The 14,922-nt window shown below is 67.8% G+C and carries 12 protein-coding genes; 7 read left to right on the top strand and 5 right to left on the bottom strand.

Translation table 11 applies throughout. From position 1 onward, the window contains the following. Positions 1-11: 11 nt before the first annotated feature. Both minC and AC27VE_RS01195 read right to left on the bottom strand, forming a co-directional pair. Entirely contained in the window at positions 12-887 is an 876-nt protein-coding gene (gene minC, locus AC27VE_RS01200) for a septum site-determining protein MinC (RefSeq protein ID WP_488702848.1), read from the bottom strand. A 160-nt stretch (positions 888-1,047) separates the two neighbouring features. Further along, positions 1,048-2,817, bottom strand: a complete 1,770-nt coding sequence (locus AC27VE_RS01195) for a glutamine--tRNA ligase/YqeY domain fusion protein (protein WP_315139750.1) — start codon at positions 2,815-2,817, stop codon at positions 1,048-1,050. A 136-nt stretch (positions 2,818-2,953) separates the two neighbouring features. On the opposite strand from AC27VE_RS01195, the gene AC27VE_RS01190 reads away from it, so the two are divergent. Together AC27VE_RS01190 and AC27VE_RS01185 are read left to right on the top strand one after the other, a co-directional pair. Further along, a complete protein-coding gene (locus AC27VE_RS01190) occupies positions 2,954-4,297 on the top strand; it encodes a cytochrome ubiquinol oxidase subunit I (protein ID WP_427961322.1) in 1,344 nt (447 codons plus the stop codon). Continuing rightward, on the top strand, positions 4,294-5,349 hold the full coding sequence (locus AC27VE_RS01185; protein WP_006226442.1) for a cytochrome d ubiquinol oxidase subunit II: 1,056 nt from the start codon (positions 4,294-4,296) through the stop codon (positions 5,347-5,349). Before AC27VE_RS01190 ends, AC27VE_RS01185 begins: the two co-directional genes overlap by 4 nt. A gap of 31 nt (positions 5,350-5,380) precedes the next feature. On the opposite strand, the gene recQ is transcribed toward AC27VE_RS01185, so the two are convergent. Then, positions 5,381-7,210, bottom strand: a complete 1,830-nt coding sequence (gene recQ / locus AC27VE_RS01180; RefSeq protein WP_006226443.1) for a DNA helicase RecQ — start codon at positions 7,208-7,210, stop codon at positions 5,381-5,383. A gap of 93 nt (positions 7,211-7,303) precedes the next feature. Then, on the bottom strand, positions 7,304-8,632 hold the full coding sequence (locus AC27VE_RS01175; RefSeq protein ID WP_488702847.1) for a fimbrial protein: 1,329 nt from the start codon (positions 8,630-8,632) through the stop codon (positions 7,304-7,306). 219 nt (positions 8,633-8,851) lie between these two features. Between AC27VE_RS01175 and AC27VE_RS01170 the strand changes: the two genes are divergently transcribed. The 5 genes from AC27VE_RS01170 (at position 8,852) to AC27VE_RS01150 (ending at position 14,346) form a co-directional block, all read left to right on the top strand. After that, complete coding sequence (locus AC27VE_RS01170; protein WP_006226445.1) at positions 8,852-9,553, top strand: response regulator; 702 nt, start codon at positions 8,852-8,854, stop codon at positions 9,551-9,553. Beyond that, positions 9,553-11,142 (top strand): sensor histidine kinase, encoded by a 1,590-nt coding sequence (locus AC27VE_RS01165; protein ID WP_488702846.1) that lies wholly within the window; start codon positions 9,553-9,555, stop codon positions 11,140-11,142. Before AC27VE_RS01170 ends, AC27VE_RS01165 begins: the two co-directional genes overlap by 1 nt. Positions 11,143-11,214: 72 nt before the next feature. After that, the gene (gene ruvB / locus AC27VE_RS01160; protein WP_006226447.1) at positions 11,215-12,288 is read left to right on the top strand and encodes a Holliday junction branch migration DNA helicase RuvB; all 1,074 of its coding nucleotides are present in this window, start codon (positions 11,215-11,217) and stop codon (positions 12,286-12,288) included. A gap of 80 nt (positions 12,289-12,368) precedes the next feature. Further along, complete coding sequence (locus AC27VE_RS01155; protein WP_006226448.1) at positions 12,369-13,334, top strand: threo-3-hydroxy-L-aspartate ammonia-lyase; 966 nt, start codon at positions 12,369-12,371, stop codon at positions 13,332-13,334. A 103-nt stretch (positions 13,335-13,437) separates the two neighbouring features. Beyond that, entirely contained in the window at positions 13,438-14,346 is a 909-nt protein-coding gene (locus tag AC27VE_RS01150; RefSeq protein ID WP_006226449.1) for a complex I NDUFA9 subunit family protein, read from the top strand. Here AC27VE_RS01150 and ruvA read toward each other — a convergent pair whose 3' ends face one another. Beyond that, positions 14,347-14,919, bottom strand: coding sequence for a Holliday junction branch migration protein RuvA (gene ruvA, locus AC27VE_RS01145; RefSeq protein ID WP_006226450.1), 573 nt, complete (start codon positions 14,917-14,919; stop codon positions 14,347-14,349). Positions 14,920-14,922: the final 3 nt, after the last annotated feature.

The raw sequence follows: 14,922 nt of genomic DNA, 5'->3' as shown, positions 1-14,922 counted from the left end.
GAAGAAAGCGGTCAGGCTTTCAACGCTTCGATGCGCAGGGTGTCGCCGTCAAGGCGAACCAGGGCGGGCTGGTTTTGCAGCGTCCGGTCCAGTTTGTCTTCCACCACGCGGTACACGCCGGCCACGGCAAGCAGTTCCGCGTCCAGATGCGTTGTGAAGATGCGCGCCGACGTGTCGCCGCGCGCGCCGGCCATGGCCTTGCCGCGCAAGGGGCCGTAGACGTGCACGTTGCCGTCGGCGATGACTTCCGCGCCTTGGCTGACCATGCCGATGACGACGAGGTCCGTGTGCCGCGCGTAGACGCGCTGCCCGGAACGCAGGGGTTTGGTGATGACCAGCGCCGACGACGAATGCGGCGCGGCTTGCGTCGGGGCGGGTGCGGACGTGGTGCTGCTGGCTTCGCGCGCCGGCATCGGTTCGGCCGAGGCGGCGGCGGGCTTGTCTGCGGCGGGCGTCTCGGGGGCGGACGTATCGGTGGGCGCGGGCGCGGTCTCGACGGCGGCGGCCGGCACCGAGGGCACAGGCGTGGACACGTCGTTCGGCGGCGCGGTATCCACGACCGGGGCCGGGCGGGCGGCGGGGGTGGACAGTTCCACCGGCGTCAGGCCGGCTTCGCGCGCGGCTTTCAGGTTGGCGCCTTCGGCCACGACGCCGATCGGGGGCAGGTTATGGCTGCGCAACGCGGCCACCAGGGCCTTCCAATCGATCTTCTCGTCGACGCGGCTGGCGTCGATCACGACGGGTTCGTTCTCGAAGAAGCTGCCGGCGTCGGCCATGCGCTTGGTCAGCGCGGCAACGAGGCGTTCGGGGTCTGCGCTGTGCAGAACCACCCGGATGGCATACAGGGTGGCGCTTTTGAAGTCCAGGGCTAGGGATTCAGTGTTCATCTTGATTGTGGCTGGCGGTCCGGGCGCCAGGAAACGGCGCGCACAACCGGCTGCGGGATGTCGGGGATGATAACCCGCCGGGGAGCGGGGTGCGCAGTGGGGAAGACGAAAGAAAAAGGCGCCCGAAGGCGCCTTTTTCCGTGATACGCACGCGGGCGGGTCAGCCTTGCACCCAGGAATCGCGCAGCGTCACGATGCGGTTGAGCACGGGCGCGGCTTCGGAGGATTCCTTCAGGTCGGCCGTGAAGTAGCCCAGGCGTTCGAACTGCCAGGTGGCGCCAGGCGTGGCGACGGTACCGGGTTCCAGCCAGGCCGTGACGGTCTGCTTGGAGTTCGGGTTCAGGCAGGCCAGGAAGTCCTTGTCGCCGCCATCGGGGCGGGCGTCGGCGAACAGGCGGTCGTACAGGTGGATCTGGGCAGGCACCGCGTGGGCCGCGCTGACCCAGGTGATGTTGCCCTTGACCTTGACGCTGTCGGCGCCCGGCGTGCCGCTCTTGGTTTCCGGCAGGTATTCGGCCTGCACTTCGACGATGTCGCCGGCTTCGTTCTTGGTGAAGCCGGTGCAGCGCACGACGTAGCCGTATTTCAGGCGCACGGTGTTGCCCGGGAACAGGCGGAAGTACTTCTTCGGCGCTTCTTCACGGAAGTCGTCGCGCTCGATCCAGAGTTCGCGCGACAGCGGGAACTCGCGCACGCCGGCTTCCGGATCGTGCGGGTTGCGCGGCGCGGTGCAGATCTCGGTCTGGCCTTCCGGGTAGTTGGTGATGACGAGCTTGATCGGGTCCAGCACGGCCACCGAGCGGGCGGCGATGGGGTCGAGGTCGTCGCGCACGGCTTGTTCCAGCAGGCTGTAGTCGATGCGCGAATCCGACTTCGAGACGGCGGTGCGCTCGCAGAACAGGCGGATCGAGGCCGGCGTGTAGCCGCGGCGGCGCAGGCCGAAGATGGTCGGCATGCGCGGATCGTCCCAGCCGTCCACGTGGCCTTCCTGCACCAGTTGCAGCAGCTTGCGCTTGCTGGTGACGACGTAGCTCACGTTCAGGCGGGCGAATTCATATTGGTGCGGCAGCGGCTGGGCCAGCTTGCCGAGTTCGGCCAGGCGGGTCAGGATCCAGTCGTAGAACGGCCGCTGGTCTTCGAATTCCAGCGTGCAGACGCTGTGCGTGATGCCTTCCAGCGCGTCTTCCACCGGGTGCGCCCAGCTGTACATCGGGTAGATGCACCATTGGTTGCCCGTGCGGTGGTGGGTGGCGTGGCGCACGCGGTACATGACCGGGTCGCGAAGGTTGATGTTGGGCGACGCCATGTTGATCTTGGCGCGCAGCACCAGGCTGCCGTCCGGATGCTTGCCGTCGCGCATTTCGCGCAGCAGCGCGACCGACTCCGCGGCCGGGCGGTTGCGCCAGGGCGAGTCGGTGCCGGGTTCGGTCAGCGTGCCGCGGTTGGCGCGGATGGCTTCGGGGCTTTGCTCGTCGACGTAGGCGTGGCCGGCTTCGACCAGCGCCTCGGCGAATTCATACATATAGCCGAAGTAATCACTGGCGAAATACAGGTTTTCCTGGCCGTTGTCGGCTTTCCAGTCGAAACCCAGCCAGCGGACGGCTTCGATGATGGCGTCGACGTACTCCTGGTCTTCCTTTTCGGGATTGGTGTCGTCAAAGCGCAGGTGGCAGACGCCGCCGAAATCGCGCGCCAGCCCGAAGTTCACGCAAATGCTCTTGGCGTGGCCCAGGTGCAGGTAGCCGTTGGGCTCCGGCGGGAAACGCGTGCGGATGCGGGCCGGATCCGGTTCTCCCTGCTGCTGCACGGCGGCCGGGCCAGGCTTGCCCGCCCAACGTTTGCCCTGGAAGCGGTTGGCTTCGAGGTCGTCCTGGACGATGTTGAGCAGGAAATTGGATGCAGCGGGGGTCGGCGTCGTGGCGGAGGTCATTCTTGAAAGAATAGGAAAAAGCGGCGACAAAGCGTCAATTTTGCCACGTTCCGCCGCGAGGGCCTTTTCAGACCCCCTGCAACCGGTTTCAAACTGCCCCCATTGTCTTGTAACTGGCTCTACACTACGGGCCATTATGGATATATCCACCCTTTCCCTGGCCCGTGCGCAGTTCGTGGCCAGCCTGAGTTTTCTGGCGCTGTTCCTGGCGATTTCCCTGGCGCTTGCCTGGGTCTTGCTGTTTTTCAAGGTGCGCGCGCGATGGTCGGGCCGTGGCGGCTGGACGGCTGCCTACCGCTTCTGGGTGCGCATCTTTGCGCTGGCCTTCGTGCTGACCCTGGCGGCCAGCGTGCCGGTGTTGATCCAGATCGGCAGCCTGTGGGCGGGCCTGATGGACAAGATCGGCAATGTGGCCGGCCCCTTGCTGGGCTACGGCATCCTGTCCGTCTTCATCTTGAAGTCGTGTTTCCTGGGCGTCATGCTGTTCGGCCAGCGCCGCGTGTCCGATGGCGCGCACACCCTGGCGGTGCTGATGGTGGCCGTGGGCCAATTGGTGGCGGTGTTCTGGGTGCTGGCGCTGCAATCCTGGATGCAGACGCCGGACGGCGCGATCCTCGTTGACGGCCGCTACCAGGTCTATGACTGGGCCGCCGTGGTGCTGAACCCCTCGGTGGGCTGGCGCATGGCGGTGGTGGTCGTGGGCGCGGCGCTGGCCGCCTCGTTCCTGATGATGGGCGTGACCGCCTTGCAGGCGCTGCGCCGCCCGCTGGGAGATGGCGAGCGCAATGCGTTCAAGACCGGGCTGGTGATAGCGGTGGTCGCGGCCTTCCTGCAGGTGCCGGTGGCCACGGGCGCCGGCCAGATGGTCGCCAAGCTGCAGCCCGCCAAGGCGGCCGCCGCGGCCGGCTTCTGGGAAAGCGGCGCGGAACCCCAGCTGGTGCTGTTCGGCTGGCCGGACGCGCGCGCGCACGTCAACGTGTCGGACGTGACCATCCGCAATGCTGGCGGCATGTGGCTGCACCGCAATGCTGACGGCACCTATCAGGGCCTGGACAAATATTCCGGCATGCTGCCGCCGGTGGCGTTGACCTTCTGGTCGTTGCGCGTGGCGGTGGGGTTGGGCCTGCTGATGCTGGCCGTGGCCTGTGTCACGTTCGTGTGGACCTTCCGCCGCGGGCTGGACCCCTCGACCCTGCCGGTCTGGTGGCAGCGCGTGCTGTGCGGCATGATGTTTTCCGGCGGCATCGCAGTGGTGGCCGGCTGGTGGGTGTCCATCATCGGGCTGCAGCCTTTCGTCGTCAACGGCACCATCACGCAATCCGAAGTGCTGGGGCAGACGGCGTCCAGCACCATTCTCTACGGGCTGGCGGGCTATGGCCTGCTGTATGCCTTGCTGCTGTCCGCGTTCGCCGCCATGCTGTTCCATGCGGCGCGCTATGGCGTGGTGCCGGTGCGCAAACTGGGCGGAGGTTCGCCATGATCGCCATGCTGGCCGCTTCGCAGGGCCTGAGCCCCGAAGACCCTTCCTTCTGGATGCCGCTGGCCTTCATGGGGCTGCTGTTCGTGGTGATCGCCGCGGGCATGGTCCTGGACGGCTTCGATCTGGGCGTGGGCATCCTGCTGCAATTGGCGCCCGAGCACGAGCGCGGCCGCATGATGTCGCTCTTGAGCCCCTGGCGTGACGCCAATGAATTCTGGTTGCTGCTGGGCATGGGCCTGTTCGCGTCGGCGTTCCCGTTCGCGTGGGGCGCAGTGCTGGGCAAGCTCTACGGGCCGCTGACCTTCATGGTGCTGGGCGTGGTGCTGCGCAGCGTGTCGTTCGAATTCCGCATCCGCGCGCGCAATGAAATGAAGCCGCGCTGGATCTTCGGTTTCTGGGCCGGCTCGATCATCACGGCGTTTGGCCAGGGCATGCTGCTGGGCCGGATCGCCACCGGCTACCAGTCCGACGCCGGCTACGGCTGGTTCGCGATGTTCGTGGGCCTGTGCGCCGTGGCGGCCTATGTGCTGCTGGGCGCGTCCTGGCTGGTCATGCGGGTGGATGGCGACTTGCAACGCCGCGCCGCCGGCTGGGCCCGCCACGCCATCCGCTGGACGGCGGTAGGCATGGTCGCGATCGCCGTGACGCTGGGGCTGGCCAACGCCGGCATCTTCTACAAGTGGAGCAACATCGCCCACCTTAGCCTGGCTGCAACGGTATGGGTGATGATGCTGGCGGGCTACGTGGCGGCCGAGATGCTGCTGGCACGCCTGCCCGGCCGTGCGGACCGCTTCAGCTGGCTGCCGTTCGTGCTGTGCGTGGCGCTGTTCCTGCTGATGCTCAGCGGCCTGGCGTACAGCCTGTTCCCCTACCTGATCCTGGACGACATGACCTTGTGGGACGGCGCGGGCGCGCTGAGCTCGATGCGCCTGGTCATGGCCGGCGCGGTCGTGGGGATACCGGTGGTGCTGGTGTTCAACATCCTGGCGTACCGGTCGGTCTTCGGCAAGGAGCGCGCGCCGGTGCCGCTGTTGCCGCCGCCGTCGGCCTGACGACGACAGCGGCGCGGCGGTAGCGGGATGCCTACAGCACCGGCTTGGCGACGCGTTGCAGGATCTCTTCGCCGTAGGCTTCGAGTTTGCGCGCGCCCACGCCGCTGATGTGGCTGAGCGCATCCATCGACTCGGGCTGGGCCAGGGCGATTTCGCGCAAGGTCGCGTCATGGAAGATGACGTAGGCGGGCACGCCGTGGCTCTTGGCCACTTCGCCGCGCCAGGCGCGCAGCGCCTCGAACACGGGTTGCAGTTCGGCCGGCAGGTCGATGGCGGCGGCCTTGGGGCGGCCATTGCTGGTCTTGCCCGAACGGGTCTTCTTTTCGGATTCGCGCCGCAGCATCAGCTGGCGCTCCCCTTTAAGCACCGCGCGGCTGCCTTCGGTCAGCGCCAGCGTGCCGAACCCTTCGTTGTCCACCGTCAGGAGGCCTTGCGCCAGCAACTGGCGCAACACGCCGCGCCAGGCGGTGTCGCTCAGGTCTTCACCCACGCCGAACACGCTTAGCGTTTCATGGCCATGCTGCTTGGTGCGGTCGGTGACCTTGCCGCGCAGGATGTCGATGATGTGGCCCGCGCCGTAGCGCTGGCCGCGTTCTTTCCACAGGCGGTAGACGGCCGACAGCACCTTCTGCGCGGCGACTGTGCCGTCCCAGGCCTGGGGCGGTTCCAGGCAGACGTCGCAGTTGCCGCAGGCCGTGATCTGCTGGCCGAAATACGCCAGCAGCCGCACGCGGCGGCATTCCACGGTCTCGCACAGCCCCAGCATGGCGTCCAGTTGCTGGCCCAGCCGGCGGCGGTAGGACTCGTCGCCCGGGGATTCGTCGATCATGCGGCGCTGCTGCACCACGTCCTGCAGGCCGTAGGCGAGCCAGGCGGTGGCGGGCAAGCCGTCGCGGCCGGCCCGGCCGGTTTCCTGGTAGTAGCCTTCGACGGATTTGGGCAGGTCGATGTGGGCGACGAAGCGCACGTCGGGCTTGTCGATGCCCATGCCGAACGCGATGGTGGCCACCATCACCACGCCGTCCTCGCGCAGGAACCGGGCCTGGTTGGCGGCGCGCACCTGCGGGCTGAGTCCGGCGTGGTACGGCATGGCGTCGATGCCCTGATTGCACAGGAATTCGGCGGTTTCTTCCACGCGCGCCCGCGACAGGCCGTACACCACGCCGGACTCGCCTTCGTGTTCCGTGCGGATCATGTCCAGCAACTGCTTGCGCACTTCGTTCTTTTCGATGATGCGGTAGCGAATGTTGGGGCGGTCGAAGCTCGAGACGAAATGGCGGGCGTCGTCCAGCGACAGGCGCTGGGCGATTTCCGTGCGCGTGTCGGCGGTGGCGGTGGCGGTGAGCGCAATGCGCGGCACGTCGGGCCAGCGCTCGTGCAGCATCGACAGGCCCAGGTATTCCGGCCGGAAGTCGTGGCCCCATTGCGACACGCAGTGCGCCTCGTCGATGGCGAACAGCGCGATGCGGCCGCGTTCCAGCAATTGCAGGCAACGGTCGGTCAGCAGGCGTTCGGGGGCAACGTACAGCAGGTCCAGCTCGCCGGCCAGGAACGCCTGTTCGACGTCGCGCGCCACCCGCCATTCCTGCGTGGAATTCAGGAACGCCGCGCGCACGCCCAGTTCGGTCAGGGCGTCGACCTGGTCCTGCATCAGCGCGATCAACGGCGAGACGACGATGCCGGTGCCTTCGCGGACCAGCGAGGGAATCTGGTAACAGAGCGATTTCCCGCCGCCGGTGGGCATGAGGACCAGCGCGTCGCCGCCGTCGATCACCTGTTCGACAATGGCTTGCTGGTCGCCGCGGAAGGATTCGTAACCGAAAACGCGCTGCAACACGCCGAGGGCGCGCGCGTCAGACATGGGGGTAGGCCGGAAGCATCATGGCAGGGATTTTAAGCCGCAAATCCGGACGGCCCCTTTTACGGGGATATTTCCGTCCGTCTCGCGGTCCGGCTACCAGCTCAACCAGGTGCCGCGCATGAAGGTGTCGACCGGCATGCTCAGGTTGGCCCGCCATTCATAGTTGCCCGAAATGATGTCGCGGTCGGCGCCTACGGCCAGCTTCACCTTGGGGGCGACGAACATGCTGTGCGTCAGACCCACGCGCTGTTCAGCCAGTGTCGACCCCTCATGCAGGCCGGAGTAGGTGCCGCTGATGGTGCCCCAGCCCGTGATGGGCACGCCGGCCGACAGGGTGTTGCGCGACTGCGGGGCCGAGGCCACGCCGCCGGAGTAGGTGGACAGGTCGCCAAAGCCGGCGCCAATCTGTTCGTTGGTATAGCCCAGGTTCACGGCATCGGCCACGTCCACGCTGTAGCCGAAGCGATAGCGCCAGGCGTTGGACGCGTCGAACGAGCTTTGGGTGGCGCCGGCCTGGAACGTGCCGTATTCGCCGGCGGCGTAGGTGGTGCCCATGCCGCGGGTGGTCAGCGATGGGGCGCTCTGCATTTGGCCTTCCAGCGTCAGGGCGGGGGTCAGGCCGTAGCGCACGCTGCCGGTGCCGACCGAGGCGCCGTAGTCCACGGCGCCGGAACTGGCGGCCGGATCCATCCGGTTCAGTTTGCCCAGCGAAGAGGAATAGCCAAAGCTGCCTTCGGGCACGGTGGCGGAGGAACCCGCCCAGTTGGCGATCTGCAGGCCGCCGACGGGCGCGCTGCTGCCCCAGGCGGGGGCGTTGGCGTTGATGTTGCCCACGGTGACCGAGGGCCCCGCGGTGTTGCGGTAGACCCAGTTGCGGTCGCCGCCATAGCGCAGCCCGTCCTGGCCGCTGACCGAGGCGAACCAGGGTCGGGTGGGGCGCGACACGCCCGAGATTACGACGACCGGCACGCGGGGCAGGTCGCCGTCTTCCAGTGCGAAGGAGTAATCCGGCGTGCTTTCCTCGGCCGGGGCGGTGGCCGCCTGTTCGCAGCCCAACGTGGGCGCGTCGGCCGCGCCGGACAACGAGGATCCGATCCCCGGGATCAGTTCCGCGCCGCTGTCTTCCACGCCCTGCACGCTGGTGTCCATCGCCGGTTCCGCCACTTGCAGGTCGCAAGGGGACGGATCCAGGGGAACGGCCCGCGAATCGATCGACGGCGCCGGGCGCACGGGGATCGGCTGCACCGGGGACAGAACCCCGATGCCGCGCGCCATGCGGACCGGCGCCTCCTCGGGAAGGGGGGCAGCGAAATCAGGGGACGCTATCGGGGTGTCGCCGAACGCGGAAGCCAGCGGGCAGGACAAGCCCACCGCCAGCGCCGCGTGCAACAGCCGTCTGCGCCAGTGTGTAGGGGCGACCATACGGACCAGTGTAGAGAGGGGATGCCGCCGTAGCTGTAAACGATTTTTAGTAAACCGGACGAGCGGCAAGACCAGCCCGGTTATTTTAGGGCCAGTCCATGCCCCGACGGGCGTTTCAGGCAAAGCGCCGGAAAACACGGCGTACATCGTGCAACAGGTGTATTTCAGTTGATTTCTTGCCTCTTGCGGCCGGACGCGGCGCGCCTCACTATGGCATCCATGGACAATCCCCACACCAAGCTGCTGGTCGTCGACGACGACCCGGCGTTACGACAACTGCTGGCCGACTACCTGAATCGGCACGGCTACGACACCTTGCTGGCGCCGGACGCCACCGACCTGTCCTCGCGCATCACCCGTTACGCGCCCGACCTGCTCGTGCTGGACCGCATGCTGCCCGGCGGCGACGGCGCGGATGCCTGCCGTCGCCTGCGCGAGCAAGGCGAAGACATTCCCGTCATCCTCCTGACCGCCCGCGACGAAGCGGTGGACCGCATCATCGGCCTGGAAGCGGGGGCGGACGACTACGTGGGCAAGCCCTTCGACCCGCGCGAACTGCTGGCCCGCATCGAGGCCGTGCTGCGCCGCAAGCGCGGCCCGTCCGCGCTGACCAAGGATGCACCGGTCACGTTCGGTCCCTTCCTGTTCGACCCGTCCTCGCGCCAACTGTCGCGCGAAGGCACCGTGGTGAAGCTGACCGGCGGCGAAATCAACCTGCTTGAAGCCCTGGTGCGCAATGCCGGCAAGCCGCTGTCGCGCGAGCGCCTGCTGGCGCTGGCGCGCGACGACGACGCTGGCGAACGCAATGACCGCGCCATCGACATCGCCATCCTGCGCCTGCGCCGCGTGATTGAAGACGATCCCAAGCAGCCGCGCTGGATCCAGACCGTCTGGGGCATCGGCTACCGGTTTTCCCCCTGATGCGCTTTTCCCCCGGTTTCCTGGTGCCGCGTTCGCTGCGGGCGCGCCTGATCCTGCTGATCCTGGGTTCGGTGCTGCTGACGCAGGCGGCCACGCTCGTCACGGTGTCTTACTTCCGGCACAAGTTCCTGGAAGACGTGGCCATCGGCTACATCGTCACCACGATCCGCACCCTGCGCGCCGCCGTGTCCGAGGTGCCCGCCGAAGACCGCGCCGAGTTCGTGCGCACCGCGTCGCAGAACCAGTGGCGGCTGTGGTCGCGCGTGCTGCCGGCCGAAGCCAAGCTGCAACGCTTCAATGGCCGCCGTCCCCCGCCACCCCCGCGTGCCGCGCCGCGTCCGCCTCCCCCGCAGTCTTCGGCTGCTCAGCCCGGCGATACGCCGCGTCCGCCCCCGCCGCCCGAAGTGCGGGGCGACGACCATGACGCGGATGGCGACCGCGGCGACGACCACCGGGCCGACGCGCGCAACGCCGCCGACCGCGAGCGGGCGCGCGAAGAGCACATGCGCCGCTACAAGCCCGAGCCGGATGACATCCGCCGCGACCTGCGCGTGCTGGTGCAACTGCTGAACGAACGCCTGAACGACGGCACCCGCGTGGCGCTCTCGCGCGGCCCGGCCCCGGAGATCTTCATCTCACTGGCGCCCAATTCCGCCAGCGAAGATGTGCCGCGCTTGCGCGAATGGCTGGTCATCCCGCTGGACCGCCTGGATCCGCCCGTGGCCACGCCGTTCATCGCGGCCTGGCTGGGCGGCCTGGGCCTGTTGCTGCTGCTGGCGGTGGGCTTCTCGTGGCACATCACGCGGCCCATCACCCGGCTGGCTGATGCCGCCGACCGGCTGGCCGCGGGCCAACCCCAGCGCGTGGAGCCTTCCGGGCCACATGAAACACGGGCGCTGGGCGTGCGTTTCAACGCCATGCTGGATGCGCTGGCCGAATCCGACTCGGTGCGCCGCACCTTGTTGTCGGGCCTGCCGCACGACCTGAAAGGGCCGTTGTCGCGGATGTGGCTGCGCATCGAGCTGGCCGACGATTCCAAGCTGAAGGAAGGCTTGCGCACCGATCTGCAGGACATGCAGCACATGGTTGATCAGTTCATCGGCTTTGTGCGCGGCACCGACCCCGCGGCCTACCGCTATGCGCCCATCGTGCTGTCCGACTGGCTGACCGAACGCGTTGGCGCCTGGCAGGGCGCGGGCACGGACATCCACCTGACGGCCGCCGACGACGATGCGCCGCTGGTGGTGCAGGCCGACGCCGTGGCGCTGGGCCGCCTGCTGGACAATCTGATCGGCAATGCCTTGAACCACGGCGCGCCACCGGTGGACGTCAGCCTGCGCCGGGAAGAGCGCCACGCCGTGCTGGATGTGGCCGACCATGGCCCCGGTATCGTCGCCGAACGCCGCCAGGAGGCGCTGCGCCCGTTCAGCCGGCTGGATGATGCGCGCACGCGCACCGGCAGCGTGGGCCTGGGCCTGGCGCTGGCCGAGGCCATTGCCCGCGCCCACGGGGGCTCGCTGGAATTGCGCCAGGCGGAGTCTGGCGGCCTGTGCGTGCGGGTCAAGCTGCCCCTGTCCGAAACCGCATAGGGCGGCGGGGCCCTTTGCGGCCCCACCATACGGTACGATGCATCCTGCTTCGTCCCTTGTCGTATCCGCACCATGGCCATCCAGTCCGATTCCCTTTCCTCCCGTCCCGACGCCCCCCGTATCGTGGCGCCGCAGCCGGTGTCGCCCAACGAGGAATCGATCGAACGCGCCTTGCGGCCCAAGGCGCTGCAGGAATACGTCGGCCAGCAGCGCGCCCGCGAACAGCTCGAGATCTTCATCGCCGCGGCCCGAAAGCGCGGCGAGGCGCTGGACCACGTGCTGCTGTTCGGCCCCCCCGGGCTGGGCAAGACCACGCTGGCCCACATCATCGCGCACGAAATGGGCGTGCAGCTGCGCCAGACGTCCGGCCCCGTGCTGGAGCGCCCGGGCGACCTGGCCGCGCTGCTGACCAACCTGGAAAAGAACGACGTCCTGTTCATCGACGAAATCCACCGCTTGTCGCCGGTCGTCGAGGAAATCCTCTATCCGGCGCTGGAAGATTTCCAGATCGACATCCTGATCGGTGAAGGCCCCGCCGCGCGCAGCGTGAAGCTGGACCTGCAGCCGTTCACGCTGGTGGGCGCGACCACGCGGGCGGGCATGCTGACCAACCCGCTGCGCGACCGCTTCGGCATCGTCTCGCGGCTGGAGTTCTATAACGCGGCCGACCTTGGCCACATCGTCACGCGCAGCGCCGGCCTGCTCAACGCCGGCATCACGCCGGACGGCGCGGCGGAAGTGGCGCGCCGCGCTCGCGGCACGCCCCGGATCGCCAACCGCCTCTTGCGCCGCGTGCGGGACTACGCCGAGGTCAAGGCCAGCGGCACGATCGACGCCGACGTCGCCGGCCGCGCGCTGGCCATGCTGGAAGTGGACCCTCAGGGCCTGGACCTGATGGACCGCAAGCTGCTCGAAGCCATCATCCACAAGTTCGATGGCGGGCCGGTGGGCGTGGACAGCCTGGCAGCCGCCATCGGCGAAGAGCGCGACACCATCGAAGACGTGATCGAGCCCTACCTGATCCAGCACGGTTACCTGCAACGCACCCCACGCGGCCGCACCGCCACGCTGACGACCTGGCGCCATCTGGGCCTGACCCCGCCCACGGGTGTCACGACCGGCGGCGGCGATCTGTTCGGCAAGTAGGCGCGGGCGGCGCGCAAACCGCGCGACGGGTTTATGATCCGGGGGTTTCGACATTCCTGCGATCAAAGGACCGGATTCCCATGCTGCCCGAATTGCCTACCTATGATGATGTCGTGCGCGCCAGCGAGCGCCTGGCCGGCAACGCACACCGCACGCCCGTCTTGACCTCGGCCACGGCCGACGCCATCAGCGGCGCATCGATCTTCTTCAAGTGCGAGAATTTCCAGCGCATGGGCGCCTTCAAGTTCCGCGGCGGCTACAACGCCATCGCGCGCCTGACGCCTGAGCAGCGCGCTGCAGGCGTCGTCACCTTCTCGTCGGGCAACCACGCGCAGGCCATCGCGCTGGCCTCCAAGCTGCAAGGCGTGTCCGCCACGATCATCATGCCGCTGGACGCACCCGCGGCCAAGCGCGCCGCCACCGAAGGCTACGGCGGCAAGATCGTCACGTACGACCGCTACACCGAAGACCGCGAGCAGATCGCCCAGCGCATCCAGGCCGAGACCGGCGCCACGCTGATTCCGCCCTACGACCATGAAGACGTGATCACCGGGCAGGGCACCGCGGCCAAGGAGCTGTTCGAGGAAGTCGGCGAGCTGGACTATCTGTTCGTCTGCCTGGGCGGCGGCGGCCTGCTGTCGGGCTCGGCCTTGTCCGCGTTCGCGCTCAGCCCGCGCTGCCTGGTCTACGGCGTCGAGCCGGAAGCCGGCAACGATGGCCAGCAGTCGTTGCGCAAGGGTGAAATCGTCCGGATTCCGGCCCCCAAGACCCTGGCCGACGGCGCCGCCACGACGCACCTGGGCAACCTGACCTTCCCCCTCATCCAGAAGCATGTACGCGACATCGTCACGGTGACGGATGCCCAGCTGGTCACCACCATGAAATTCTTCGCTGAACGCATGAAGATGGTGGTCGAGCCCACGGGTTGCCTGGGCGCGGCGGCCGTCATGCAGAACGTGGTGCCGGTGCGCGGGGCGCGGGTCGGCGTCATCATCAGCGGTGGCAACGTCGACCTTCCGGCCTACGCCCGATTGCTGGCTTCCTGATCGCGATCGGCGGTTCGCCTGCCGGACCGCCGATGCGTGCTTGCGGTTGCCGCCCGCGCAAGGCAGAATCGGGACTCGATCCTGACAAACAGGAGGCTGCGGCATGCGTATCCTTATCATTGGTGGCACCGGTTTCATCGGCCGTCACCTGATTGCCCGGCTGTCCGGCGGCTTGCACCAGATGATTGTGCCCACGCGCCTTCTGGCGCGGGGCAGCGAACTGCAAGTCTTTCCCACCGTCACGCTGGTCCAGACCGACATCCACGATGACGCGGCGCTGGATGGCCTGGTCCGTGGTTGCGACGTGGTCGTGAACCTGGTGGGCATCCTGCATGGCAACATCGGCAAGCCGTACGGGTCGGACTTCGCGCGGGCCCACGTGCTGTTGCCCCAGCGCATTGCGCAAGCCTGCCGGCGCCAGGGCGTGCATCGCCTTCTGCATGTCAGCGCGCTGGGCGCCGATTCCCAGGGCGACAGCATGTACCAGCGCTCCAAGGGCGACGGCGAGGCCGCGATCAAGCATGAATTCCAGGCCGCGTCCGAAGGCGGCTGGACGATTTTCCGTCCGTCCGTCCTATTTGGGCCGGACGACAAATTCACCAATATGTTCGCCACGCTGGCGCGCTGGCTGCCCGTGCTGCCGCTGGCGGGAGCGCACGTGCGCATGCAGCCGGTCTATGTGGGCGATGTGGTGGAAGCGATGATGTCCGCCCTGGGCGACACGCACACCTGTGGCAAAACGTATGAGCTGGGCGGGCCGCAGGTCTACACGCTGGGCGAGATCGCGCGGCTGTGTGCGGCCTGGAGCGGCCATCCGCGGCCTGTGATCAGCATGCCGATGGGCGTGGGACGCATCCAGGCCCGCCTGTTCGAATGCCTGCCGGGCAAGCCCCTGATGTCGCGCGACAACCTGGATTCCCTGCGTCGCGACAATATCTGCGCGGGGCCCATTGCGCCGGAACTGCACGTCGTGCCGACCGGGCTGGAGGCCGTCGCGCCCCGCTACCTGTAATCAGCGGGCCAGCGCCTTCAACGCCTGCTTGATCCCGTCCGACACGCCGACCCCTTCGGGCAGCGTCTTCAGTGCCGACAGCGATTCCTTTTCCGAATAGCCCAGCGCCAGCAGCGCATTCAGGATGTCGGACTGGTGGTCCGGCGTCGCATGCGAGGACGCGCCGATGTCCGCGCCCAGCTTGCCGCGCATTTCCAGCAGCAGGCGTTCGGCGGTCTTCTTGCCGATGCCGGGCACGCGGGTCAGGCGGCCCGATTCCTGCAAGGTGATGGCCTGCGCCAGATCCGCCACCGACATGCCCGACAGCACCGACAGCGCCGTGCGGGCGCCGATGCCGCTGACCTTGATCAGTTCGCGAAAGGCGCTGCGTTCGCTGGCCGTGCCGAAGCCATACAGGATGTGCGCGTCCTCGCGCACCGTCAGGTGCGTGTACAGCGTGACGCGCGCGCCGGTTTCCGGCAGCGCGTACAGCGTGCTCATGGACACGTCGATGTCATAGCCCAGTCCGCCCACGTCCACGCAGATGGTGGGGGGCAGCTTTTCGATCAGGGTTCCGGTGATGCGTCCGATCATGGT

Source organism: Achromobacter sp. 18P8.1.1, assembly GCF_057799415.1.
Note: the sequence above shows the minus strand (reverse complement) of the source record. Positions and strands in the feature narration are given on the sequence as shown.